The following is a 24,145-nucleotide window of genomic DNA, read 5'->3' on the forward strand; positions in this document are numbered from 1 at the left end:
ACGCCACGAACCGGCTAGAGCGCGGGCTGCTCGCAAACGGTCGGCCCCCATGAACATCCTCTCGATCCAGTCGCACGTCGCCTACGGCCATGTCGGCAACGCCTCGGCGGTATTCCCGATGCAGCGCCTGGGCGTCGAGGTCTGGCCGATCCACACGGTGCAGTTCTCCAACCACACCGGCTACGGCGCCTGGCGCGGCAACGTCTTCGACGGGCCCTCCATCGAGGACCTCGTGGCGGGGATCGCCGAGCGCGGGGTGCTCGGCACCTGCGACGGGGTGCTCTCGGGCTACATGGGGTCGGCCGACATCGGCACCGCCATCGTGCGGGCGGTGGCGGCGGTGCGGGCCGCCAACCCGAAGGCGCTCTATTGCTGCGACCCGGTGATGGGCGACACCGACCGGGGCGTCTACGTCCGCCCCGGCATCCCCGACTTCATGCGGGGCCAGGCGGTACCCGCCGCCGACATCGTCACCCCCAACCAGTTCGAGCTCGACCACCTCTCGGGCCTGGCCTCCACCAGTCTCGCGGCGGCCAAGCGCGCCGTCGCGACGGTCCAGGCGATGGGGCCGCGGGTGGTACTGGTGACCTCGCTCGTCACCGATGCGACGCCGGCCGATGCCATCGACCTCCTGGCGGCCGAAGGCGGCGCGTACTGGCTCCTGCGCACGCCCCGGCTCGACCTCGGCGTCAACGGCGCCGGGGATGCCATCGCGGCGCTGTTCCTGGTGCATTACGCCCGCACCGGCTCGGCCGCGGTCGCGCTGGGGATGGCGGGCGCCTCGGTCTACGGCCTCCTGCGCCGCACGGCGGAGGCCGGCTCGCGCGAGATCCTCACGGTGGCGGCCCAGGACGAGTTCGTGACCCCGACGACGACGTTCCCGGTCACGCCGGTGTAGCGGCGCCGGCCTCCTGCGCCGGCGCCAGCACGGCGGGCGAGAGGGAGGGGATCACTGCGGCCGGCGGCCCCGAGGCGACGATGCGGCCGGCTTCCAGCACGTGGACCGTGTCGGCCCGCTCGAGGCTCGCCAGCCGGTGGGCGATGAGGATGAGGGTGCGCCGGCCGGTGAGCGCATCGAGGGCGGCCATCACCGCCGCCTCGGTCTCGCCGTCGAGGGCGGAGGTGGCCTCGTCGAACACGATCACGTCGGGGTCGTGGTAGAGGGCCCGCGCGATGCCGAGGCGCTGGCGCTGGCCGCCGCTGAGCCGGGCGCCGCGCTCGCCGACGCGCTCGCCGTAGCCGCCGGGCAGGGCGGCGATCACCGCGTCGAGGCCGGCCAGGCCGGCGGCCCGGCGCACGGCGTCGTGGTCGACGGCCTCGGGCGGGACGCCGAGCGCGATGTTCTCGGTGACGGTGCCGTCGATCAGGAACACGTCCTGGGGCACGTAGCCGACCCGGTTCTGCCAGGCCGGCAGGGTCGCCTCGTCGAGGAAGACGCCGTCGACGGCAATGGTGCCCGAGGTCGGCGTCAGGATGCCGAGGACGAGGCCGACGAGCGTCGACTTGCCCGAGCCCGTGCGCCCCACGAGGCCCACCGTGGTGTGGGCGGGGATCGTCAGGTCGAGGGCCGAGAGCGTCCGCCGGCCGGGCTCGTAGTCGAACGACACGCCCGCCAGCCGGATCTCGCGGGCGAAGGGGAGGGTGTCACCCGTGCGCGGCGGCACGCTGCGCTCGCCGGCGAGTTCGTCCACCACCACCCGCACCGCCGGCAGGTAGAACCGCAGCAGCGACAGCGACAGGAAGATGTTCTGGAAGGCCGGCAGCATCCGGTAGCCGGCGAAGGCGAACAGCCCGAGCAGCGGCAGCAGCCCGGCGGTGTCGAGCCCCTGCGACAGGGCGAACAGCACCACCGCGACGACGCCGCCGAAGGCCAGCGATTCCATGACGAACCGGGGAAGCTGGCCGGTGAGGAGACTGGCGGCGGTGGCCTTGGCGTAGGCGCGGGCGGGACCGTCGAAGCCGGCGGCGAAGGCCTCGGCCCGGCCGTAGAGCTTGAGTTCGGTCAGCGCCCCGAAGGTTTCCTGCACCACCCGGTAGCGCCGCTCGTTGTCGGCCACGGCCTTGGCCCCCAGCCGCGCGAGGCGGGCGCGCATGACGAGGTAGAGGGCGACGTAGAGGCTGCCGAAGCCGCCGCCGAGGATGAGGGCGAGCCGCGGCGCATAGGCCATCAGGAAGCCGATCACGGCCAGCGCCGAGAAGCTGCGCGAGGCGATGACGGTGGCCGGCGTCAGCACGCCGACCACGAGGCGGTCGGTCTCGCTGAGCACGTTCTTGGCGAGTTCGGCGCTGTTGGCGCGGGCGAAGAACAGGCGCTCGCGGGCGAGGTAGCGGGCGAGCAGGCGCCGTGCCAGGCCGTATCCGGTGAGGTTGGTGAACAGCAGCGTCGCGAAGGTGAGCCCGGCGTTGATCAGGCTCGTCGTCAGGATGGCGAGCAGCGCCGCCGCCCCCATCGCCATCAGGAAGGTGCGGTCGTCGGTCAGTCCCATCGTGGTGCGCAGGGCGGCCAGATACGGCACCTTGGCCGCCGCCGAGGGATCCCCGACCAGCGTCAGGAACGGCACCACCGAGGCGACGCCCACCACCTCGAACAGGGCGGCGAAGGCCAGCCCCATCGCCAGCAGGGCGAGCCGCCGCCGCTCGTGGGGCCGCAGGATGCGGACGAGGTCGATCAGCGCGCGCATCGCGGATACGGGCTTTCGGTCACGGCCGTGGCGGGGCGGGGGCGGTCCATCTGGCTCAGCGCGATAGAGGCGGGGCGCGCCGGTGTCCATGGCGCGGGGGGGAGGGGGCTCTGGCCGGTGGCCTGGCGGGAGGCTGCACCCCCCAAAAGCCTGGCGCGGGCCGCGACGATTGGAGAAAGGCTTAAACCAATCTTGATCTATGTGTTGAATTCTGTCCGCATGAGTTGGCGCATCGTCGAAAACTGCCTTCTGTCCGCCGCCATAGCCTTCGTGCTGCCGCTCCTGGCGGTCTCGCCCGCTCGCCCCGGCGCGGCGGTCCTCGTCCTGGTGGCGCCCTGGGCCGCGCCCGACCGGGCGATCGGCCTGATCGCAGCGGCCGAGGGTCAGATCGTGCGCGGAACGGCGATGTCCTGGCTCGCCGTGGCCCGATCGGACCGGCCCGATTTCGCGGCGAGGCTGAGGCGGGCCGGTGCCTGGATGATCTTCGATGCGTCCGGGGTCGGCGGTTGCGACCCGCAGGGGCGAGACGAAACCAAAGCGAGAGACTGACGAGATGCACGAAGCGATCAGCACATCCGGCGATACCCTCCATCGCATCCGGTCCTCGGCCGGTTTGGCGATGATCGGGTTCCTCTGGGCCAACGCGGTCCTGGTGGTCGGCGCCAACGTCTGGCGGGAGACCTTCGCCGCGCCGGGGCTCGCCGGTGCCTCGCTGGCGCTCGCGGCGGTGCCGACCTGGCTGGCCTACCGGACCCCGGCCGACCCGCGCACCCGCATCGTCGCCAGCATGGCCCTGGCCGCGCTCGTGGCGGTGCTGGTGGCGGTGTTCCAGCCCGCCGGCGGTGCGCCCACCATCCAGGGCGACCTGCACATGTACTTCTTCGCCTGCCTCGCCATCACCGCCGCCTTCGTCGACTGGAAAGCCCTGGTGGCCTTTTCCACCGTCGTGGCCGTGCATCATCTCGGCCTGTCGCTGCTGATGCCGAGCCTGGTCTTCCCGAACGGGGGCGGCCTCGACCGTGTCGCCGTGCACGCCGTGATCCTGGTGGCCCAGACCGCGGTGCTGGCGTGGCTGGTGTTCCAGGTCCAGGCCGGGCTGGCCGCGGGCGATGCCCTCGTTCGGACCAGGGGCGAGAAGGACGAGGCCGACGCTCTCCGGGCGGAGGCGCAGGCCCTGGCGCGCAAGGAGGAGGTTCGCGCCGCGGCGGTGGAGGGCCGGGTGCGCGCGTTCCAGGGGGCGGTCGCCGGCGTCGTCGCGGCCATCGAGGCGGCGCTCGGCCGGATGGGGGCGAGCACCGCCGCGATGGTGGAGGTCGCAGGACGCACCGCCGCGGATACCGACGACGCCACCGACTCGTCCCGCCGCGCCGGGCAGAACGTCAGCCGCGTGGCATCCACCTGCGGCGGCCTGACGGCGGCGGCCGAAGAGATCGCGCAGCATCTGGCGGCGACCAACGCCGTCACCCGCGCCGCCGGCGAGGAAGCCCGCCAGACCGGCGAGACCGTCGCCAAGCTCATGGCCTCCGTCGAGAGGATCGGCTCGGTGATCACCACCATCCGCTCGGTCGCCGAGCAGACCAACCTCCTCGCCCTCAACGCCACCATCGAGGCGGCGCGGGCCGGCGAGGCCGGGCGGGGCTTTGCCGTGGTCGCCGCCGAGGTCAAGGAGCTCGCCGGCCAGACCGCCCGCTCCACCGAGGAGATCGCCGCGCAGATCCGCGACGTGCAAGGCGCCACCGAGCAGTCGGTGGCCTTCATGCGTGCCTTCGCCACGCGCATCGGCGACGTCGAGCGCACCGCCGGCGCCATGGTCGAGGCGATCGACCGGCAGCGCGCGGCGACGCGTGCGATGGGCACCGACATCGAGGCTGCCCTCGACGACGCACGCGCCGCCACGACGCAGGTGACGGCGGTCTCCCAGGCGCTCGGCACCACCGAGGCCGCCATCGGCGACGTCCAGGGCTCGGCCGATGCCGTCCACCGCCAGGTCGAGATCCTGCGGGAGGTCACCGCCGGCTTCGTGCGCGATCTCGACGCCGCCTGAGAGCGAAGGCGCGCCGCCGCCGGTGCGGCGGAGGCCTTCGACCGGCGATCGCCGCCGGGACGGGCCGTCCCGCTTTCTCCCGCGCGACCGGCGATGCGCCCCTCGCCGCGGCCCGTCCTCCCGTGGGATACCGTCGGGGCGCCAAGGCAGCCATGCCGCGGCGCGGGTTTTCGAGGGGAAGCCGGTTTTCGTCGGGAAACCGATGACCACTTTCCCCGATACCCGCTCTGGGACGGAGGATCGATGGCACGCAAGCGCAGACGGGCGACCGCCGAGATCCTGGTGGAGGCGCTCTGGCGGCTGGGACACGATGCGGCCGCCGTCGATCTCGCGGCCCTCCAGGCCCGGCTCGGCCTGCCCGACGTCGACGGGTGGGTCGAGGACGAGGCGGTGGCGCAGGCACTGGCGGCGCGGGCGCCGGTGCCGGCCGAGCGCGTGGCCGAGGTGGTCCGCGCATGTCCCGGAATCAGGGGCGGGCTCGGCCCGGACGGGGGTCCGGAGTGGCGCGTGACCGCGACGATCCCGATCCTCGACGACGGCCGGGCGGACCTGCGCATCGACGCGACGCCCGAGCCCGGCGCCGTCGAGATCCTCGATGCCATGGCACGGCGCAACGATCCGAGCTGGCGGCGCGACGAGCTCGTCCGGCTCGTGGCGGCCGCGCAGGCGGGGATCGAGCGCGCCCTGCGCCGGCCGGTGGAGCGCCTGCGCGGCCAGGTCGCCGCGGACCTCGCCGAGGTCGGCGCCGACGCCGTCACCTACATCGCCCACCTCGACCGCTCGCTGCGCTCGCGCCGCTTCGCCTACGGCCCCGACCTGCCGGGCGCCCTCATCGAGACCCTGAAGCCGGTGCGCAGCCGCGGGCGGGTGCTGGCGCAGGAAAACTCCCGCCAGCGCCGCCTGCGCGACCGGATCGGCTTTGCCACCTACATCGACCGCTTCAGCGCCGCCCGCCGGCTCGGGCGGCGCATCGTCTTCCACATGGGGCCGACCAATTCGGGCAAGACCTACGCCGCGCTGCGCCATCTCTCGCAGGCCGCCACCGGCTGCTACCTCGCGCCCCTGCGCCTCCTGGCACTCGAGAACTACGAGACCCTGGTCGAGCGCGGCCTGCGCGCCGGCATGGTCACCGGCGAGGAGGTGCTGGGCGAGGCCGACCCGAGCCACACCGCCCGCACCATCGAGACCGCCGACCTGCGCCGCCCGGTGGACGTGGCGGTGATCGACGAGATCCAGATGATCATGGACCCGGACCGCGGCTGGGCCTGGACCAACGCGCTGTTCGGCATTCCCGCCCGCACGGTCGTCGTCTGCGGCTCGGAGGACGCGCTGTCCTACGTGCGCCGCGCCGCGGAAGCGGCCGACGAATCCCTCGACGTGGTCGCCTTCGCGCGCAAGACGCCGCTCCACCTGATGGACGAGCCGGTGCCCCTCGATCGCGTCGAGGCCGGCGACGCCGTCGTCGCCTTTTCGCGTCGGGCCGTCCACGAGAACCGCCAGGCGCTCATCGCCGCCGGCCACAGCGTCGCGACGATCTACGGCGCACTCTCGCCGGAGGTGCGCCGGGCCGAGGCCGCCCGCTTCCGGTCGGGGGAGGCACAGGTGCTGGTGACCACCGACGCCGTGGGCATGGGCCTCAACCTCGGGCCGCTCAAGCGCGTCGTGTTCTCGGCGGTGCGCAAATGGGACGGCACTGCCGATCGCCCGCTGACCCACTCGGAGATCCGGCAGGTCGCCGGCCGGGCCGGACGCTACGGCCACCAGGAGGCGGGCTACGTCGCCGCCCTCGACGAGACCGGGATCGCGCCGTTGCGGGCCGCCCTGGGCGGTGCCCTGACCGCGCCGGCGGCGGACCCGCGCTTCTACGTCCGGCCCGACCTCATCGCCATCGAGGCCCTGGCCGCGGAGATGGGCACCCAGAGCCTGCACGCGGTGCTGAGCCGGTTCGCGCTCGCCACCTTCTACGAGGGCTCGCCGTTCCAGCCCGCCGACCAGGCCGAGATGCTGGCGGCGGCCGTACGCACCGACCGGGTTCCCCTCGCCCTGGCCGACAGGTTCGTCTTCGCGGTCTGCCCGATCGACCGGCGCGACGCCGTCTCGGTGGCGGTCCTCGACCGCTGGATGGAGGCGTGTTCGCTCGGCGCGGCGGTGCCGGCGCTGCGGCCGGGCGCGTCCGGCGACCTCGCCGAGCAGGAGCGACTGGTCAAGCTCGCCAGCGCCTATCTCTGGCTCGGGCGCCGCTTTCCGGACGTCTTCGTCGCCCTCGACGAGATGCGGGCGATGCGCGGGGCCGCCAACGCGGCGATCGAGGCCTACCTCGTCGCCACGGCCGCCTCGAAGGCCACCGGCCGCCGCCCGCGTGGCCCGACCCCGCAGGCCGCCCTCGCCGATACGGATGGTTGAGACGGGTTCCGCTTGAATCAAGCGGGACCCGTCTCACCGAGCCCGCGCGGCGCCTGGGCGAAGCCCATGTCCGCATCACGACGTGATCAACCGGAAATGGCATGAGACCGACCGGCACTATCGTGCCGGTCGGGACCCGCGCGCGATTACAGCGGTGCAGACTTCTTCATCGCCATGCGGTGCATGACGGCAAGACCGAGCCAGGGACCGACGAAAACCAGGAAGTAGAAGAAGCTCATGCTCTCGCTCCCGTCCGAACGCAGCCGGAAATGTCCCGCTGCCCGGAACGATAAGTCATGAAGGCGGGGTGGAGTTCAACATGTCGGTCCCCCCGCGACGGCCGGCGATTCCGGGTGGGCGCGACGCCGGGGCGAAGTCGGTCCGTGACCCATGTCCCCTCGTCGCGCGTTGCCGCAGCACCCGACGAGTACCGGCAAGCGAGGAGAACACGATGAGCGACGGCGCCACCGCCAGCGATAGCCCCTTCATCCAGGGACGCAACGCCCGCCTCTATGGCAAGACCCGCGAGAGCTGCCCCTACGGCGAGGGGACCGACGACCGGGCCGCCTGGCTCCAGGCCTTCGACGAGGCGGCCGACGACGGCCGGGAGGGAACCCCGACCGCGGGCGACGCGACGCCGGCCTGAGGCCGGGTCACGTCCCGCGCGGCTTGGCCCGGCGGGTCGGCGGTTCGGCGATCGGGTCCTCGGGCCAAGGATGACGCGGGTAGCGGCCGCGCATGTCGGCCCGCACGCCGGCCCAGGAGCCGCGCCAGAAGCCGGGCAGGTCGCGGGTGATCTGGATCGGGCGGGAGGCCGGCGAGAGCAGGTGAAGCACCAGGGGCACCCGCCCGCCGGCCAACGCCGGATGGCGGTCGAGGCCGAACAGTTCCTGCACCCGCACCGCCAGCACCGGCCCGCCCTCCACCTCGTAGTCCACCGGGATGCGCGAGCCGGTGGGCACCTCCACATGGGTCGGGCAGGCGCTGTCGAGGCGGGCCCGCAGGTCCCAGGGCAGCAGCGCGAGCAGGGCGCGGCCGAGGGTGTCGGCGGGGATCGCGTCCACGCGCGTCACGCCGACGAGGTCAGGGGCGAGCCAGTCCGGTGCCGTCTCGGCCAGCGCCGCGTCGGACAGGTCCGGCCACGGCTCGCCCTCGGCCGCGCGCATGAAGCCGACGCGGGCCCGCCACTGCGTCAGGGCCGGCGTCCACGGCAGCGCCGCGATGCCGATCCGTGCGACCCCGCGTGCCAGGATCTCTGCCGAGGCCGCATCCGCCGGCACCGGCAGGGTGCGCTCGGCCAGCGTCACCGCACCCAGCCGGCGGGTGTTGCGGGCGCGTAGCGCCCGCGCCGCCGTGTCGAAGCTCACGGTGGTCGTCGCCTCGATCCGGTCGGAAAACAGGGCCTCGATCGCCTCCGAGGCGATGGCGGCCCCGGCCAGGATGCGGGCGTTGCCCGCGGCCCCCGCGAGGTCGGCCACCACGATGTAGGTCTCGCGTGCCAGCGCCGAGGCCGGATCGAGCCGTCCGCCGCGGCCGTTGGCGAGGACGAACTCGCCCTCGCGTCCCCGTGCCCTGGCGATCCGGTCCGGATAGGCGAGCGCCAGCAGCGGGCCGGCCTCGCGCAGATCGGGGCCGCCGCTGCGGTCGGGGTGTGACTCGGCCTGTCGCTCGGCCTGCCGCGCCCAGCCGTCGGCGAGCCGGCGCATGTCGGCGGCGCGCTGGCCGCGGTCGCGGGCGAAGCGGTCGACCCGCTCGGCGAGGTCGGCGCCGTCGCCGCCCAGGCCCCGTTCCACCAGCACGGCCGCCAGGCGCGCCGCCTGCGCCGCCGCGCCGAGGCCGGCCGCGCCCACCACCATGCGGGCCAGCCGTGGCGGCAGCGGCAGGGCGCGCAGGCGCCGCCCGGAGGCGGTGAGACGGCCCTCGTCGTCGATGGCCGCGATGGCCCGCAGCATGGCGCCGGCTTCGTTCAGCGCCGGGGCCGGCGGCGGGTCGAGGAAGGCCAGCGTGCGCGGGTCGAGGACGCCCCAGGACGCGCAATCGAGCACGAGCCCGGCGAGATCCGCGGCCAGGATCTCCGGCCGGCCGAACGGGTCGAGGGCCTGCGTGGCGGCCTCAGCCCAGAGCCGGTGGCAGACGCCGGGCTCGGTGCGCCCGGCGCGGCCCCGGCGCTGATCGACCGAGGCGCGCGAGGCCCGTGCGGTGACGAGGCGGGTCAGCCCCGTGGCCGGCTCGTAGAGCGGCACCCGCGCCAGCCCGGAATCCACCACGATGCGCACGCCCTCGATGGTCAGCGAGGTCTCGGCGATGCTGGTGGCCAGCACCACCTTGCGCCGGCCCGCCGGAGCGGGGGAGACCGCCCGGTCCTGCTCGGCCGGGGTCAGGGCGCCGTAGAGGGGCGCGACCTCGGTGTCGGCCGGAACCCGCCCGTCGAGGAGCCCGGCGACGCGGCGGATCTCGCCCTGGCCCGGCAGGAAGGCGAGCACCGAGCCCGGATCGGCCCGCAGGGCCCGCAGGATCGCCTCCGCCATCGCGTCCTCGATGCGTCCGTCGGGAGAGCGGGGATGGTGGCGGGTCTCGATTCCGAAGGCCCGGCCTTCCGATTCGATCACGGGGGCCTCGCCCAGGAGCCGCGCGACGCGGGCCCCGTCGAGGGTCGCCGACATGACGAGGATGCGCAGGTCCGGCCGCAGGGCCCCCTGCGCGTCGAGGGCCAGCGCCAGGCCGAGGTCGGCGTCGAGGGAACGCTCGTGGAACTCGTCGAACAGGACCGCGCCGACCCGCGCGAGCTCCGGATCGTCGAGGATCATGCGGGTGAACACGCCCTCGGTCACCACCTCGATGCGGGTGCGGGAGGAGACCTTCGAGCCCAGGCGCACGCGCAGGCCCACGGTCTCGCCGACCGCTTGGCCCAGCGTCGCGGCCATGCGCTCGGCCGCCCCCCGGGCTGCGAGGCGGCGCGGCTCCAGCACGATGATGCGGGCCCTCTCCTCGAGCCAGGGCGCGTCGAGCAGGACGAGCGGGACGCGGGTGGTCTTGCCCGCGCCCGGAGGCGCCACCAGGACTGCGCTCGTCGCTCTCTCCAGGGTCGCCCGCAGGCGGGGCAGCACCGCATCGATGGGGAGCGGGTGGTCGGTCGGGGCGGGAGTCACCGGTGCCATGGTCCAGGCTCCTGCGACGCGGTTTCGCGAACCGCAAGGGGGCGTGCCGGCGCGACGGCGACGGTGGCTCGGACGGGCGCGGCGGACCGACACGTCGGGCGCGGCGTAACAATCCGATGCGCGCCCTTCAAAAATCCGAATGGCCTCAAGGCTTTGTATACACCGTTTTCATGTGCGCGATGTCGGATTTCCGGGAACAGGTCGCGCACAAGCGACTTATCAGGCCGGCGCGGTATCGCGCGGACCGACCGGATTGGACGACATGAACAAGCTGACCCTCACCCTCGCCGCGAGCCTGATGCTCGGCGGTCTCGGCCTCACCACCGCCTCCGCCGCTCCCGCCGTGCCGGCGGCCGCGACCCTCGCCGAGGGCCTGGCCACCACCGATGTCGCCTACCGCGGCAGCTACGGCGCCCGCCATCGCCACGGCTACCGCAACAAGATGCGCCGCCGGCAGCCGCGCATGATGAGCGACCCGAATTCCCGCAACCCGTCGCAGCCCGGCTACCAGCAGCAGAAGGGCAACACCTCGGGCGGCCCGCGCTACTGAGGTCAGGCGGAAGGCCGGCGCACCGCCGGCCCCGATCCGACCGGAGATATGGGGTCGATCCGTCGAGGGCCGATGCGGCGACGCATCGGCCCTCGTCGCGTCTCCAGGGCCTCCACAGGCCAATGCCGGCGCCGCGCTGAAACGCGACCCGGGGTCTGATACCGTCACGCCATGTCCGAGCGTGCCGCCCGATCCCAGTCGAAGATCCCGCCTGTGCCGGACGGGCCCGCCCCCTTCGACAGGGCCGGCGCCACGCCGATGATGGCCCAGTACATCGAGATCAAGGCCGCCAACACCGATTGCCTCCTGTTCTACCGGATGGGGGACTTCTACGAACTGTTCTTCGAGGACGCCGAGATCGCCTCGCGGGCTTTGGGCATCGTGCTGACCAAGCGCGGCAAGCACGGCGGCGCCGACATCCCGATGTGCGGCGTGCCGGTGGAGCGGGCCGACGATTACCTCAGCCGCCTGATCGCGCTCGGCCACCGCGTCGCCGTCTGCGCCCAGACCGAGGACCCGGCCGAGGCCAAGAAGCGCGGCCCGAAATCGGTGGTGAACCGCGCCGTGGTGCGCCTCGTCACCCCCGGCACCATCACCGAGGAGCGGCTGCTCGATCCGGGCCGGGCCAGCATCCTGCTCGGCCTCGGGCGCCGCAAGAACCCGGACGGCGGCTTCGCCTACGGGCTCGCCGCCATCGATATCTCGACCGGGCGGTTCTCGCTCAGCGAGGTCGACGGCAGCGAACTCGCCGCGGCCATCGCCCGGCACGAGCCGCGCGAGATCGTCCTCTCGGAGGCGATCCACGCCGATCCCGGCCTCGCCCGGCTGTGGCGCGAGATCGCCGCCGCGGTGACGCCGCTGCCCCAGGCCGAACTCGAACCGGCCTCGGCCGAGCGGCGCATCCGCGAGCAGTTCGGCGTCTCCACCCTCGACGGGTTCGGTACGTTCGGCCGGGCCGAGATCGCCGCGGCCGGCGCGGTGCTCCTCTACATCGCCCGTACGCAGATCGGCGCCCGCCCGGCCCTGTCGCCGCCGACCCGCGAGGCCAGCGGCGCCACGCTCTCCATCGATGCGGCCACCCGCGCCAACCTCGAACTCACCCGCACCCTCTCGGGCGAGCGGGCCGGGAGCCTGCTCGCGGCCATCGACCGGACCGTGTCGGCCGGCGGCGCGCGGCTGCTGGCCGAGCATCTGGCCGGTCCGCTCACCGATCTGGCCGCCATCGGCCGTCGCCACGCGGCGGTCGCGGTCTTCGTGGACGACGGGGTGTCGCGCCGGGCCTGCCGCGAGATCCTGGCCCGCGCCCCCGATCTCGCCCGCGCCCTCTCGCGGATCGGGTTGGGGCGCGGCGGCCCGCGCGATCTCGCCGCCCTTCGGGACGGCCTCGACGCGGCCGGGGCGCTGGCCGACCGGCTCTCCGGCGTGGGCGCGCTGCCGGACGTCCTCGCCGGGATCGCCGAGACCCTGGCGCGGGTCGACCCCGACCTCGTCGACACCCTGCGCGCGGCCTTGGCCGACGAGCTGCCGCTCAACCGCCGCGACGGCGGCTTCGTGCGCGCCGGCTACGACGCCGAGATCGACGAGACCCGTCTCCTCGGCCAGGATTCCCGCAAGGTCGTGGCTGCCCTCCAGGCCCGCTACGCCGAGGAGACCGGCTGCCGCACCCTGCGCATCAAGCACAACCACCAGCTCGGCTACTACATCGAGGTGCCCCAGGCGGTGGGCGAGACCTGCCTCAAGGGTCCGATGCGCGAGACCTTCGTGCATCGCCAGACCATGATCGACGCGATGCGGTTCACGAGCGTCGAGCTCGGCGCCCTCGAATCGAAGATCTCGGGCGCCTCGGAGCGGGTGCTGGCCCTGGAGGGCGCGATCTTCGACGCGCTGGCCGCACGCGTGATGGGGCAGGCCACCACCATCGCCGCCTGCGCCGAGGCGCTCGCGGGCCTCGACGTCACCGCCTCCCACGCCGAACTGGCGGTGGAGCTCGACTGGACCCGGCCGTTCGTCGACGACGGCTTCGCCTTCGTCGTGCAGGGCGGGCGCCACCCGGTGGTGGAGGCGGCCCTGCGCCGGGCCGGCGAGCCCTTCATCGCCAACGATTGCGACCTCTCCGGCGAGGGCCGGGGGCGCATCCGCCTCATCACCGGCCCCAACATGGGCGGCAAGTCGACCTTCCTGCGCCAGAACGCCCTCATCGCCGTGCTGGCGCAGATGGGCGCCTTCGTGCCGGCGGCCCGGGTCCACCTCGGGGTGGTCGACCGCCTGTTCTCGAGGGTCGGCGCCGCCGACGACCTGGCGCGCGGGCAATCGACCTTCATGGTCGAGATGGTGGAGACCGCCGCGATCCTGAACCAGGCGACCCGGCGCTCCCTCGTCGTCCTCGACGAGATCGGGCGCGGCACCGCCACCTTCGACGGGCTCTCCATCGCCTGGGCCTGCCTCGAACACCTGCACGAGCAGAACGGCTGCCGGGCCCTGTTCGCCACCCATTTCCACGAACTGACGGCGCTCGGCCAGCGCCTCACCCGCCTCGACAACGCCACCCTGAAGGTGACCGAGCACAAGGGTGCCGTGGTGTTCCTGCACGAGGTCGTGCCCGGCGTGGCCGGTCGCTCCTACGGCCTGCAGGTGGCGCGCCTGGCCGGCCTGCCGGCCGGCGTGGTGGCGCGTGCCGGCGCCATCCTCAAGAACCTGGAGACGGCCGAGCGCGACCGCCCGAACCGCCCGCGCATCGACGACCTGCCGCTGTTCGCCAGCCTCGCCCCGCCGCCGCCGCTGCCGGAACCCGCACCGGCCGACCCGCTGGGCGATCTCCTCGACACCATCGATCCCGACGCCCTGACCCCGCGCGAGGCCCTGGAGGCGCTCTATCGCCTCAAGGCGCAACGCCAGGGGGGCGGGCCCGGGTGAGGATGCCGCCACCGGCCGCGCGGGCCATGCCAGGCGGCCTTGCGTTCAATGGCTCATCAGGCAGCAGATCGGGATGCGCTCCAGCAGGGTGCGGGTGACGCTGCCGAAGATCACCTCCCGCATCCTGGTATGGCCGTAGGCTCCGGCGACGATCAGGTCGGCACCTTCCCGTTGCGCGATCGCGATGACCTCGGCGGCGACGCCGAGCTTCGGAGGCGGCCGCAGGACGGTGGTGGCGGTGACGCCGTGCCGGGACAGATAGGCCCGGGTCTCGCCGGCGCCCGTCCAGTCGGCCTCGTCGCCGAGGGCGACGATCAGCACTTCCTCGGCCATCCGCATGAACGGGAGCCCGTCCGATACGGCGCGGCGCGCTTCGCGGGTGTCCTTCCAGGCGACGACGATCCTGCGTGCGGCGAGGGTCTCGACGGACGGCGGGGCGATGAGCACCGGCCGGCCGAGGCGAAGCACCAGCTCGCCGGGCTCGATGGACGAGCACCAGTCCCCGGCGCCTTCTTCCCGGTACGGGTTGACCACGACGAGGTCGGCCGACCGGGCCTGCCGGACCAGGAACGCCATGGGATCGGTCTTGGCCGCGCGCCATTCGACATCGTCGGAACCGGCCGTGGCCTCGCGGAACCGTGCCTCGACCTGCGACAGCTCCTCGGACGCGCGGGTGCTGGCCTGGTCCACGAACTGGCTGCTGATGTAGGCGCCCCGGCCGTACAGGTGCTGCGGCAGGGCCTGCCGGGCCGCGAGCCCGATCAACCGGGCCTCGAAGCGTCGGGCCAGGGTGCTGGCGAGCCGCAGGCGCACGGCCGCGGACGCCCCGAGGTCCAACGGAACCATCACGCTCGCGAACGCCATGACCGACCCCTCGCGGCCTCCCAGGTCCGGCAGGCGCGCCGGAGGATGGGGCCGTGGTTCAGCCTACTGCGGACGCGCCCTCCCGGCGAGGCCCTACGCAAGCAATCTCAGATCACCGTGCAGCCCCAAGGTCCGGCCCGGACCGGCCCGTGCGCGTCCCGGCCCCGATCCGCTCCCGACGCGACGCTTGACCGCGCCCGCACGACCATGCTGCGCTTGTCGGCGCACCGCGGAACAGCCTGCGGCACGGACCGACCCACCCATGACCCGACACGCCGATACCGTCCCGCCGGACTATTTCACCAACCTCTACGCCACCAATCCCGACCCGTGGAATTTCGAGACCAGCGCCTACGAGACCGCGAAGTACGACGCGACCCTCGCCGGCCTGTCGCGGCCGACCTACGACGCGGCCGTCGAGATCGGATGCTCCATCGGCGTTCTGACCCGGCGGCTGGCCCCGCGCTGTCGCGACCTCCTCTCCCTCGACGTGGCCGCCCCCGCCATCGCCGCCGCCGCGGCACGCTGCGCCGACCAGCCCCACGTGCGGTTCGCGCAGATGGTGGTGCCCGGGCAATGGCCCGAGGGGCGCTTCGACCTCGTGATGCTGTCCGAGGTGCTCTATTTCTTCAGCGACGACGACATGGCCGCCCTGATGGCGCACCTTCGTATCGCCCTCGTCCCCGAGGGTGAGGTGGTGCTCGTGAACTTCCTCGGCGAGACCCATTATCCCAACACCGGGGACGGGGCGGCCGAGGCCGTCATCGCCCTCGGGCACGACTGGCTCGACCTCGTCCGCCAGGAGCGCACCGAACGCTATCGCCTCGACGTCCTGCGCCGCCGTCCCGTGACCGCGCCGGTCGCCTGAGGGCGTCACCCTGAGCGAGCGGGGCCCGCGAGGCGGAATCCCTCGACCCGGCCGCCGCCGGGTTCGGCACCCGCGCGCAGGGCGGCGACGTAATCCAGCGCGGCCATGACCGTCCGTTCGGAATAGGGCTTGGCGATCACCCCGATGGCCCCGGCGAAATCCTCGGGGATGCGCTTGTCGTTGGCGGTCATGAAGATGAGGGTGATGCGCGGGTCCGCACTCAACGCCTCCGACACGCGGACCCCGGTCGGACCGTCCATGAGGTGGATGTCGACGAAGGCCACGTCGGGCACGCCAGCGAGGCCCAGGGCGATCGCCTCGGCGGAACCGACCGCCGTGCCGATCACCTCGTGCCCGAGATCCTGGAGGAGGCTGCCGAGTTCGAGGGCGATCAGCGCCTCGTCCTCGACCACCAGGATGCGCAGCGCGCTCAAACGCGGCCGCCGGTGCGGACGAGGTCGGGTCCTGCCGCGGGATCAGGCACCCTTGAGCCTGACGCCGTCGAGGGGGACGGCGATGGCTACGCAGGTGCCCGGGTTGGTCTCGGTCCAGGCGATGGTGCCACGCAGCTGCCGCACCACCATCTCGGCCAGCGACCGCCCGAACCCGGCAGGGTTCGGCGTCCCGGCCCCGATCCCGATGCCGTCGTCCTCGATCCGCACGTTGAGGATGTTGCCCTCGCGGCGCGCCACGATGGAGACGCGGCCCTCGCGGTCGCCCGGGAAGGCATGCCGGATCGCGTTGCTGGCGATCTCGTGCATCAGGAGCGCCAGCGGGGCGGCCATGGCGGCGGAAACCGAGACCTCGTCGAACTCCGCGCTCACGGTTGTGCGCTTGCGGTCCACGGTCGCGGTGAGGTCGCCGAGGAAGTCGTCGGCGAAGTCCTTGATGTTGAACTGCGTCGCGTCGCCCGCGGAATACAGCATCCGGTGCGCGGTGGAGAGGGCGCCGACCCGCTCGGCCATGGCCTCGAGGGCGTCGCGGGCCTCGCCGAGCGGGGTCCGCCTGGCCTTCAGCAGCATCAGCGAGGAGATGACCTGGAGGTTGTTCTTGACGCGGTGGTCGACCTCGTGGAGCAGCGCGGTCTTCTGCTCCAGCGCCGCCTCGAGGGCCGAGGTGCGTTCGCGGACCTGCCGTTCGAGTTCGGCGTTGGCGTCCGCCATGGCCGCCTCGAGGCGATGCTTCTCCGTCATGTCGGCCTGGGCGGCGAAGTAATAGGCCACCGCCCCCTCCTCGTTCCGGACCGGCGCGATGGTCATGCCGTTCCAGAAGGCCGAGCCGTCCTTGCGGTAGTTCAGGATCTCGACGTCGATGGGAGAGCCCGCCGCCACCGCCTCCGTGATGCGGCTGACGGTGCCCGCGTCGGTATCCTCGCCCTGGAGCATGCGGCAGTTGCGCCCCTCGATCTCCTCGCGGGCATAGCCGGTGAGGGCGAGGAAGGCGTCGTTCACCCAGATGATCGGGTTGTCGGGCAGGCGCGGATCCGTCACCACCATCGGTGTCCGGCTGGCGCTGAAGGCCGAGACGAATGTCCCGGCGCCGACCTTGCGGACCTGATCGTTCGAGTCGTTGTCGTTGGCCATCCCGTTCCGACCCGAAACCCTGCTCCGAGCAATGGCGCCGTCGACGGACCGTGCCCGATCTGATGTTTCACGACCTTTCCCGACGCGCAAGTCAGCATCGGCGCGGGCGAGACCTTCCCTGCGTCCCTGATCAATTGACATTACGGTGCGCCGATCTCCACAGTCGAACAACTCTAGCGATGGATGGCCTTGGGCCGGAGCCATGCTGGCAGGGTTTCGCGGTCATCGCATGTCCTGGCGTGCGAACCGGTCGCCGGGACGGCGCCGGCGGAATCCGCCGTGTCGGTTTTCTCTTGGCGGCGGTCTGGGCTAACGAGAGCCACGATCATCCGCCATCAAGGGTCGTCGCGACCCGGGAGTTCCACACGATGGCCAACAGCGTTGTGCACGAGGCTTCCGAATCCTCGCCGCCGCGGCCGTTCCGCCTGCGCGACATCGTCGAGGATCCGCGCATCCTGCTGATGCTGGCCCTCGGGTTCTCGTCCGGCCTGCCGCTGCTCCTGGTGCTCGGCACCTTCTCGACCCGGCTCGCCTTCTCCGACGTCGACATCAAGGCCATCGGCCTCTTCAGCTATCTCGCGCTGCCCTACACCCTGAAGTTCCTCTGGGCCCCGATCATCGACCAGTTCGACGTGCCGGTGCTCACCCGCCGGTTCGGCCGCCGCCGGGCCTGGATGATCGCCACCCAGATCGCCGTCGCCCTCTCCCTGACGCTGATGGCCTTCGCCGACCCGGCCACCAGCCTCGCGCTGCTGGGGCTCGGCGCCTTCCTGGTGGCTTTCTGCGCCGCCACTCAGGACGTGGTCATCGACGGCTGGCGCATCGATGCGGCCGGCACCGACCTGCAGGGGGTGATGGCCGCCACCTCGAACCTCGGCTACCGCCTCGCGCTGATGTCGGCGGGTGCCGGCGCGCTGTTCATGGCGAGCTACGCCGGCTGGACCGCCGCCTACCTGACCATGGCCGCCCTGATGGGGGTCGGCATCCTCGCCGCCCTGTTCGCGCCCGCCTTCGACGCCAGGCACGCCACCGCACTGGCCGCCGCATCCCGCCCCGCCGCGGACGGCCGCAAGACAGCATGGTCGTTCCGCACCGCCGTGTTCGAGCCGTTGAAGGAGCTGCACACCCGCCTGGGAGTCGGCCTCTGGGCGATCCTGGTGCTCGTGGCCTTCTACCGGATGCCGGACTTCATCTCCGGCGTGATGGCGAGCCCGCTCTACCGGCAGGTCGGCTTCAGCCTCGTGGAGATCGGCACCGTGTCGAAGCTCTACGGCATCTGGATCGGCATCGCCGGGGCCTTCGCCGGCGGCTGGGCGATGACGCGGTTCGGCCTGTTCCCGACGCTCGTGGTGGGCGCCTTCCTGGGCGCCGCCTCCAACCTGTCGTTCTCCTGGCTGTCCTACGGCGGGCCGGAGGTCTGGCGGCTCACCACGGCGATCTCCGTCGACAACTTCTGCGGCTCCTTCGCCGGCATGGCGCTGATCGCCTACATGTCGAGCCTCACCGCGCCCGGCTTCGCGGCCAGCCAATACGCCCTGTTCTCCTCGCTCTACGCGTTGCCGGGCAAGCTGGTCGCGGGCACCTCCGGCTTCATCGCCTCGGCCTACGGCTACCCGGTGTTCTTCGCCTTCACGGCCGCCGTGGGCATCCCGGTGGTCATCCTCTGCCTGTTCGTCGGCCGGGCCGGCGAGCGCGCCGCCGTGGCGGTGCCGGAGCCCGATGCGGCGGTGGGGCTCGACGGCGACGGCCTGGCCCCGGCCGGGTTGCCCGCGGGGAACCATCCGCCGGGGCACGGGCTTGCGTCCCGGTAACGGCCTTTCATCCCAGGCCCGGCCTCACCATGCCGGTCCCCGATCCGCTACGCGCATGAGATGGCAGACGTGAGCATCGCTCTGATCACCGACGACAGCGTCACCCTTCCCGCCGCCCCCGCCGGCGCCCCCGGCCTCAGTGCGGACGATCGCGAGGCCCTGCGCCGGGCCGTGCTCGCCCTCGAGAAGCCGGGTCTGGCCGCCCGCCTCTCGGCTGCGGTGGGCGCGCCCCTCGACATGATCGGGCGCGCCTTGCCGGCCCCGGTCACCGATGTGGTGGCAAGGTCCACGGACGCCGCCATGCGCACCGCCCTGCGGATCGCCCTGGCGTCGCTGCCCGCAGCCAAGCCCGCCACCGGGCGCGACCTGATCGACGCTCTCGACACGCCCGCGCCCAAGCGGTTCGCCAACCTGTTCGGATCGAGCGAGACCAAGCACAAGGTCTTCGCCGGTCTGTCGGGCGCGGTGGGCGGTGCCTTCGGCCTCGCGACCCTGGCCGTCGAACTGCCGCTCTCCACCACGCTGATGCTGCGCTCCATCGCCGAGATCGCCCGCAGCGAGGGCGAGGATCTCGCCAAGCCCGAGAATGCGCTCGCCTGCATGCAGGTGTTCGCGCTCGGTGGGCGCGCGGGCGCCGAGACCTCCCTCAGCGACAGCGGCTACTTCGCCGTACGCGCCGCGCTGGCCAAGACCATGGCCGAGGCGGCCCGCTACGCCGGCAACAAGGCCCTCCTCGACGAGGCGGCCCCGGCCCTGATCCGGTTCTCGGCGCAGATCGCCTCGCGCTTCGGCCTCGTGGTCTCGCAGAAGGTGGCGGCCCAGGCCGTGCCGATCGTCGGCGCGGTCGGCGGGGCGGCGGTCAACGTCGCCTTCATGGACCATTTCCAGGCCACCGCCCGGGCCCATTTCACCGTCCGGCGGCTGGAGCGCGTCTACGGCCAGCCGGCGGTGCGGGCCGCCTACGAGTTGGAGCGGGCGGCGCTCGGCGCCTGAGGCTCACGCGCCGTAGCGGTCCTTCAGGAGGCGGTACACCAGCCGCGCGCCCTGGACCTCGCCGCCCTCCGGCCGGCCCGGCCTGGTGGTCGGGTTCCAGCCGTAGAGGTCGAGGTGCACGTGGCGGCGGGTCTTGGGCGCGAAACGGCGCAGGAACAGCGCCGCCGTGATCGCTCCGGCGAAGGGACCGCCCGAGACGTTGTTGATGTCGGCCACCTTCGAGTCGAGGAGCTTGGCGTAGGGCTTGTGCAGGGGCATCCGCCAGACCGGGTCGATCGCGCGGGCGCCCGCCTGCATCACGGCGCCGGCCAGATCCTCGTCCTCGGTGAAGAAAGCCGGCAGGTCCGGCCCCAGCGCCACCCGGGCCGCCCCCGTCAGGGTCGCGAAATCGACGATCAGGTCGGGTTCCTCTGCGTCGGCGAGGCAGAGCGCGTCGGCCAGGATCAGGCGACCCTCGGCGTCGGTGTTGCCGATCTCGACCGACAGGCCGGCCCGGCTCGCGAGCACGTCGCCGGGCCGGAAGGCGTTGCCGGCGACGGCGTTCTCCACCGCCGGGATGAGCAGGCGCAGGCGCAGCCTCAGGCCCGCCCCCATCACCATGTCGGCGGCGGCGAGCGCCGCGGCGGCCCCGCCCATGTCCTTCTTCATGAGCAGCATGCCGCTCGACGGCTTGATGTCGAGGCCGCCGGTGTCGAAGGCGACGCCCTTGCCCACCAGCGTCACGCGGGGCGCATCCGCCGGCCCCCAGGTCAGGTCGATGAGGCGCGGCGCCCGCGGCGAGGCGGCGCCGACCGCATGGACCAGGGGGAAGTCGCGGGCGAGATCCTCGCCCAGCGTGACCGCGACCGCGGCGCCGTGCCGTTCGGCCAGGGCCCGGGCCGCGGCCTCGATCTCGGCGGGGCCGAGATCGTTGGCGGGCGTATTGACGAGGTCGCGGCCCATGGCGACGGCGACGGCGATCCGCACGATCTCGGCGGCGTCGACGCCCTCGGGCGCCACGAGGCCGGGGCTCGGGCTCGCCGTCCTGTAGCGGGCGAAGCGATAGCCGCCGAGCAGCCAGGCGAGGGCGGCCTCGGCCGCGTCGAAGCCGTCGCGCGTCTCGAACCGATAGGTGCCGGGCGGCAGCAGGCCCGGCAGCTTGCCGGCGACGAGGCGGTCCTCTCCGGGTTCCCCGAGCCCGTAGAGGACGCGGGCGAGGGTGCCGTCCTCGCCGGGCAGGAGGACGATCCGCCCGGCCTTGGGCGTGAAGTCCACGGCCGTGCAATAGGCGCCCTGCGCCCGGCTCAAGGCGTCGCGCGCCGCCGGCCACTCCTCGAGCGTCAGGCAGGCGATCGGGGTCGCCGCGGTTCCGGGCGGCAGCAGTTCGGGCGGGCGAGAAGGCATGGGCCGGCGGGGCTTTAGGGAGGGGCGGGGTTAACCCGGGATTAGGGTTAACGCTCTATCACCGGCTGGCCGGCGGCGTGAAGCGCGAGACCGGCCAGTCAGTTCGGAGTGCGTCATGGCCACGCCTAGGTCCGGGTTCCATCGCCGTACGGGCGTCCTGCTGCGGGCTCCCCTGGCCGGCGCCATCCTCGTCGGCGCGGTGCTCGGCGGCTGTCAGTCGCGCTCGCCCGAGACCACCGGATCGATCGGCTCGCCCGGCCCCGGCTTCGGGCGCCAGCGCGAGACGGTGAGCCGCCGCGACGTGGAATCGCTGGGCGAGCGCTACGCCGCCAGCCCCTCCGACGTCGGCCTCGCCCTGCGCTACGCGCAAGGGCTGCGGGCCACCGACCAGAAGCCCCAGGCCGCCGCCGTCCTGCAGCAGACGGCCCTGCGCAACCCCAAGAATTCCGCGGTCCTGGCCGCCTACGGCAAGGCCCTCTCCGACGTCGGCCGCTTCACCGAGGCCGCCGACGTCCTCCAGAACGCCCACACCCCGGCCCGGCCGGACTGGCGCGTGCTCTCGGCGCAGGGCGCGGTGGCCGACCAGCTCGGCGATCACGCCCGCGCCCAGGCGTTCTACGAGGCGGCCTTGAAGATCCAGCCCGAAGAGCCGTCGGTCATGTCCAACCTCGGGCTGTCCTACGCGCTCGCCCGCCAACTCGACCCGGCCGAGGCGATCCTGCGCCGGGCGGCGGCCCTGCCGCAGGCCGATTCCCGCGTGCGCCAGAACCTCGCCCTGGTGCTCGGCCTGCGTGGCAACTTCGCCGAGGCCGAGGAACTCTCGCGCCGCGACCTGCCGCCGGACGTCGCCGCCGCCAACACGGTCGCCCTGCGCGCTCTTGTCGCCCGCACCAGAGCACCGAAATCCGCGGCCGCCCCGCGCAGCACCGCCCGTGCGGGCGAGGCGGCCAATTCCGCCAGCCCGCGCGGCTGAGTTCCACCGCGGCCCCGCCCCTGGAATCGCCGGCGGGGAGACGGCATAAGCCTTCCACCGCCGGAGACGGTTCGGAAAGGCAGATCCAGGCATGACCGCATCGACCGGCGACACCTCACTTCCGGCCAGCGACCATGAGCGTGCCGGCCTCGCGCGGTGTGGCAAGGTCCTTCGCCATGTCCTCCTCGGCGCCGCCGTCCTCCTCGGCACCGTCCCGGCCCGGGCCGACGACTGGCCGATGTTCGGGCGCGACCACACCAACCGGCACTACTCGCCGCTGACCGCGATCGACCGCACCAACGTGGCGCGCCTGCGGCCGGCCTGGATCTTCCAGACCGGCATCACCGGCTACTTCCAGGCCGAGCCGGTGGTGGTCGACGGGGTGCTCTACGTCTCCACCACCCAGAACCACGTCGCCGCCCTGGAGGCCGGCACCGGCCGGGTGCTGTGGACCTACACCCACAAGGCGCGGACCGAGAAGATCTTCGGGCCGCCCTCGAACCGCGGCGTCGCCGTCTCCGGCGGCAAGGTGTTCGAGGCGACCATGGACGGACGCCTCATCGCTCTCGACGCCGGGACCGGCAAGGTGGTGTGGGACCATGAGGCGGTGCGGCCGGAGGAGGGCGAGTCCGAGACCGCCTCGGATCTCGCCGCCACGCTCGGCGCCAAGGGCGTGCAGGGTTCGAGCCGGCTCGGCTTCAAGATGCCGCCGCTGGTGGCCGAGGGCCTCGTCATCGTCGGGGTCGCGGGCGCCGGCTACGGGCTCCATGTGGAATCCGACAAGGGCGGCGTCGGCGAGGGCGCGGTGGTGGGCATCGAGGGCGGCTACGGCCGCCGCGGCTGGCTCGCCGCCTACGATGCCGCCACCGGCGCGGAACGCTGGCGCTGGTACGTCACCAAGGCCGACGGCTGGGAGGGCGGGTTCGTCGACAAGACCCTCGACGGGCTGCCCTTGAAGCGCGACCTGCCCGCCGAGCGGGCGGCCGCCCTGCGGTACCCCGACGCCTGGAAGGTCGGCGGCGGCTCCCTGTGGATGACCCCCGCCTTCGATCCGGGCCTCGGGCTGGTCTACGTCGGCACCGGCAATCCGGCCCCGCAGAACTTCGGAATCTCGCGGCCGGGCGACAACCTCTATTCGGTGAGCCTGGTCGCCCTCGACGTGCGCACCGGGGCCTTGCGCTGGTACCACCAGCACGTGCCCCACGACGAATGGGGCTACGATGTCGCCAGCCCGCCCTTCCTCCTCGACTACCCGACCCCGCAGGGACCGGTGAAGGCGGTGGCCCAGGCAAGCAAAACCGGCTGGATCTACGTCAACGACCGCGTGAGCGGCGCGCTTCTGGGCCGCTCGGCCTCCCTCGTGGAGCAGAAGAACCTGTTCGCGCCGCCCACGGAAGCCGGCGTGGTGGTGAGCCCCGGCCCGCTCGGCGCGATCTCCTGGCATCCGGTCGCCTACGATCCGGCCATGGGCGCGGCCTTCGCCCAGGTCCGCCAGAGCGCCACCACCTACGTCGTCAAGACGGTGCCCGCCGCCGCCGGGCGCCCGGCGATCCGCTACACCGAGACGGCGGAAGCCCCGGGCGAGCCCGCCTTCTCGGCGCTGACCAAGGTCGACCTCGCCGCCGGCGGCGCCCTCGCCTGGTCGGTCAAGGCGAAGACCCGCCTGTCGGGCGGCACGCTGGCCACCGCCGGCGGCCTCGTGTTCTCCGGCGAGGAGGACGGCCACATCAACGCCCACGACGCCACCACCGGCGCCGTGCTCTGGCGCTTCCAGTGCGGCGCCGGCATCAGCGGCCCGCCGATCACCTTCTCGCTGGGCGCTACGCAATACGTCGCGGTGGCGGCGGGCGGGGCCTCCTACACCAAGGGCTCGGGCTTCGGCACGGGCGATGCGTTGGTGGTGTTCGCGCTGCCCGATTGA

At 73.1% G+C, this 24,145-nt stretch carries 18 protein-coding genes; 12 read left to right on the forward strand and 6 right to left on the reverse strand.

What is annotated here, in order from left to right; all coding sequences use genetic code 11:
* Positions 1-49 precede the first annotated feature (49 nt).
* Positions 50-898 (forward strand): pyridoxal kinase PdxY, encoded by an 849-nt coding sequence (gene pdxY, locus ASG59_RS17660; protein WP_055886649.1) that lies wholly within the window; start codon positions 50-52, stop codon positions 896-898.
* Here the strand turns inward: pdxY and ASG59_RS17665 are convergent.
* On the reverse strand, positions 885-2,681 hold the full coding sequence (locus tag ASG59_RS17665) for an ABC transporter ATP-binding protein (protein WP_056410387.1): 1,797 nt from the start codon (positions 2,679-2,681) through the stop codon (positions 885-887). The two genes, pdxY and ASG59_RS17665, sit on opposite strands and share 14 nt — an antisense overlap.
* Before the next feature lie 219 nt (positions 2,682-2,900).
* Between ASG59_RS17665 and ASG59_RS17670 the strand changes: the two genes are divergently transcribed.
* From ASG59_RS17670 to ASG59_RS17685, 4 genes are all read left to right on the forward strand, one after another.
* Positions 2,901-3,230, forward strand: coding sequence for a hypothetical protein (locus tag ASG59_RS17670; RefSeq protein ID WP_056410389.1), 330 nt, complete (start codon positions 2,901-2,903; stop codon positions 3,228-3,230).
* A gap of 4 nt (positions 3,231-3,234) precedes the next feature.
* The gene (locus ASG59_RS20995) at positions 3,235-4,725 is read left to right on the forward strand and encodes a methyl-accepting chemotaxis protein (protein ID WP_056410390.1); all 1,491 of its coding nucleotides are present in this window, start codon (positions 3,235-3,237) and stop codon (positions 4,723-4,725) included.
* Between the two features lie 243 nt (positions 4,726-4,968).
* Complete coding sequence (locus ASG59_RS17680; protein ID WP_056410391.1) at positions 4,969-7,128, forward strand: helicase-related protein; 2,160 nt, start codon at positions 4,969-4,971, stop codon at positions 7,126-7,128.
* Between the two features lie 451 nt (positions 7,129-7,579).
* Complete coding sequence (locus ASG59_RS17685) at positions 7,580-7,774, forward strand: Rmf/CrpP family protein (protein ID WP_056410396.1); 195 nt, start codon at positions 7,580-7,582, stop codon at positions 7,772-7,774.
* 7 nt (positions 7,775-7,781) lie between these two features.
* Here the strand turns inward: ASG59_RS17685 and hrpB are convergent, their stop codons facing one another.
* Positions 7,782-10,286 carry an ATP-dependent helicase HrpB gene (gene hrpB / locus ASG59_RS17690; protein ID WP_056410397.1) on the reverse strand — a complete coding sequence of 835 codons (2,505 nt, stop codon included), beginning with the start codon at positions 10,284-10,286 and terminating at the stop codon, positions 7,782-7,784.
* 262 nt (positions 10,287-10,548) lie between these two features.
* Here hrpB and ASG59_RS17695 point away from each other — a divergent pair, with 262 nt between their 5' ends.
* Positions 10,549-10,836 carry a hypothetical protein gene (locus ASG59_RS17695; RefSeq protein WP_055886631.1) on the forward strand — a complete coding sequence of 96 codons (288 nt, stop codon included), beginning with the start codon at positions 10,549-10,551 and terminating at the stop codon, positions 10,834-10,836.
* A 258-nt stretch (positions 10,837-11,094) separates the two neighbouring features.
* Positions 11,095-13,749, forward strand: a complete 2,655-nt coding sequence (gene mutS, locus ASG59_RS17700) for a DNA mismatch repair protein MutS (RefSeq protein WP_244475756.1) — start codon at positions 11,095-11,097, stop codon at positions 13,747-13,749.
* A gap of 45 nt (positions 13,750-13,794) precedes the next feature.
* On the opposite strand, the gene ASG59_RS17705 is transcribed toward mutS, so the two are convergent.
* Positions 13,795-14,613: a universal stress protein gene (locus tag ASG59_RS17705; protein ID WP_056410399.1), complete on the reverse strand. Its 819-nt coding sequence runs from the start codon at positions 14,611-14,613 to the stop codon at positions 13,795-13,797.
* A gap of 262 nt (positions 14,614-14,875) precedes the next feature.
* Between ASG59_RS17705 and ASG59_RS17710 the strand changes: the two genes are divergently transcribed.
* Positions 14,876-15,481: an SAM-dependent methyltransferase gene (locus ASG59_RS17710; protein ID WP_056410401.1), complete on the forward strand. Its 606-nt coding sequence runs from the start codon at positions 14,876-14,878 to the stop codon at positions 15,479-15,481.
* A gap of 5 nt (positions 15,482-15,486) precedes the next feature.
* On the opposite strand, the gene ASG59_RS17715 is transcribed toward ASG59_RS17710, so the two are convergent.
* Entirely contained in the window at positions 15,487-15,915 is a 429-nt protein-coding gene (locus ASG59_RS17715; RefSeq protein WP_056410402.1) for a response regulator, read from the reverse strand.
* 42 nt (positions 15,916-15,957) lie between these two features.
* A complete protein-coding gene (locus tag ASG59_RS17720; RefSeq protein WP_055886615.1) occupies positions 15,958-17,064 on the reverse strand; it encodes a PAS domain-containing protein in 1,107 nt (368 codons plus the stop codon).
* Between the two features lie 368 nt (positions 17,065-17,432).
* Here ASG59_RS17720 and ASG59_RS17725 point away from each other — a divergent pair, with 368 nt between their 5' ends.
* Together ASG59_RS17725 and ASG59_RS17730 are read left to right on the forward strand one after the other, a co-directional pair.
* Positions 17,433-18,875, forward strand: a complete 1,443-nt coding sequence (locus tag ASG59_RS17725; protein ID WP_055886612.1) for an MFS transporter — start codon at positions 17,433-17,435, stop codon at positions 18,873-18,875.
* A 60-nt stretch (positions 18,876-18,935) separates the two neighbouring features.
* Entirely contained in the window at positions 18,936-19,868 is a 933-nt protein-coding gene (locus ASG59_RS17730; RefSeq protein WP_055886610.1) for an EcsC family protein, read from the forward strand.
* A gap of 3 nt (positions 19,869-19,871) precedes the next feature.
* On the opposite strand, the gene ASG59_RS17735 is transcribed toward ASG59_RS17730, so the two are convergent.
* Positions 19,872-21,251 carry a leucyl aminopeptidase family protein gene (locus tag ASG59_RS17735; protein ID WP_056410403.1) on the reverse strand — a complete coding sequence of 460 codons (1,380 nt, stop codon included), beginning with the start codon at positions 21,249-21,251 and terminating at the stop codon, positions 19,872-19,874.
* 115 nt (positions 21,252-21,366) lie between these two features.
* Between ASG59_RS17735 and ASG59_RS17740 the strand changes: the two genes are divergently transcribed.
* Both ASG59_RS17740 and ASG59_RS17745 read left to right on the forward strand, forming a co-directional pair.
* Positions 21,367-22,224, forward strand: a complete 858-nt coding sequence (locus ASG59_RS17740; protein WP_056410404.1) for a tetratricopeptide repeat protein — start codon at positions 21,367-21,369, stop codon at positions 22,222-22,224.
* A 91-nt stretch (positions 22,225-22,315) separates the two neighbouring features.
* Entirely contained in the window at positions 22,316-24,145 is a 1,830-nt protein-coding gene (locus ASG59_RS17745) for a PQQ-binding-like beta-propeller repeat protein (protein WP_056410409.1), read from the forward strand.

The sequence above is a fragment of the Methylobacterium sp. Leaf466 genome, from assembly GCF_001425565.1.
Classification (GTDB): domain Bacteria; phylum Pseudomonadota; class Alphaproteobacteria; order Rhizobiales; family Beijerinckiaceae; genus Methylobacterium.

Bases quoted from the DNA above. Each gene is read 5' to 3' on its own strand.
- ASG59_RS17705 (WP_056410399.1), bottom strand. From the start codon at position 14,613: ATGGCGTTCGCGAGCGTGATGGTTCCGTTGGACCTCGGGGCGTCCGCG.
- ASG59_RS17745 (WP_056410409.1), top strand. From the start codon at position 22,316: ATGACCGCATCGACCGGCGACACCTCACTTCCGGCCAGCGACCATGAG.
- ASG59_RS17695 (WP_055886631.1), top strand. From the start codon at position 10,549: ATGAACAAGCTGACCCTCACCCTCGCCGCGAGCCTGATGCTCGGCGGT.
- ASG59_RS17680 (WP_056410391.1), top strand. From the start codon at position 4,969: ATGGCACGCAAGCGCAGACGGGCGACCGCCGAGATCCTGGTGGAGGCG.
- ASG59_RS17685 (WP_056410396.1), top strand. From the start codon at position 7,580: ATGAGCGACGGCGCCACCGCCAGCGATAGCCCCTTCATCCAGGGACGC.
- ASG59_RS17725 (WP_055886612.1), top strand. From the start codon at position 17,433: ATGGCCAACAGCGTTGTGCACGAGGCTTCCGAATCCTCGCCGCCGCGG.
- ASG59_RS17665 (WP_056410387.1), bottom strand. From the start codon at position 2,681: ATGCGCGCGCTGATCGACCTCGTCCGCATCCTGCGGCCCCACGAGCGG.
- hrpB (WP_056410397.1), bottom strand. From the start codon at position 10,286: ATGGCACCGGTGACTCCCGCCCCGACCGACCACCCGCTCCCCATCGAT.
- mutS (WP_244475756.1), top strand. From the start codon at position 11,095: ATGATGGCCCAGTACATCGAGATCAAGGCCGCCAACACCGATTGCCTC.
- ASG59_RS17730 (WP_055886610.1), top strand. From the start codon at position 18,936: ATGGCAGACGTGAGCATCGCTCTGATCACCGACGACAGCGTCACCCTT.
- ASG59_RS17740 (WP_056410404.1), top strand. From the start codon at position 21,367: ATGGCCACGCCTAGGTCCGGGTTCCATCGCCGTACGGGCGTCCTGCTG.
- ASG59_RS17720 (WP_055886615.1), bottom strand. From the start codon at position 17,064: ATGGCCAACGACAACGACTCGAACGATCAGGTCCGCAAGGTCGGCGCC.
- pdxY (WP_055886649.1), top strand. From the start codon at position 50: ATGAACATCCTCTCGATCCAGTCGCACGTCGCCTACGGCCATGTCGGC.
- ASG59_RS17735 (WP_056410403.1), bottom strand. From the start codon at position 21,251: ATGCCTTCTCGCCCGCCCGAACTGCTGCCGCCCGGAACCGCGGCGACC.
- ASG59_RS17670 (WP_056410389.1), top strand. From the start codon at position 2,901: ATGAGTTGGCGCATCGTCGAAAACTGCCTTCTGTCCGCCGCCATAGCC.
- ASG59_RS20995 (WP_056410390.1), top strand. From the start codon at position 3,235: ATGCACGAAGCGATCAGCACATCCGGCGATACCCTCCATCGCATCCGG.
- ASG59_RS17710 (WP_056410401.1), top strand. From the start codon at position 14,876: ATGACCCGACACGCCGATACCGTCCCGCCGGACTATTTCACCAACCTC.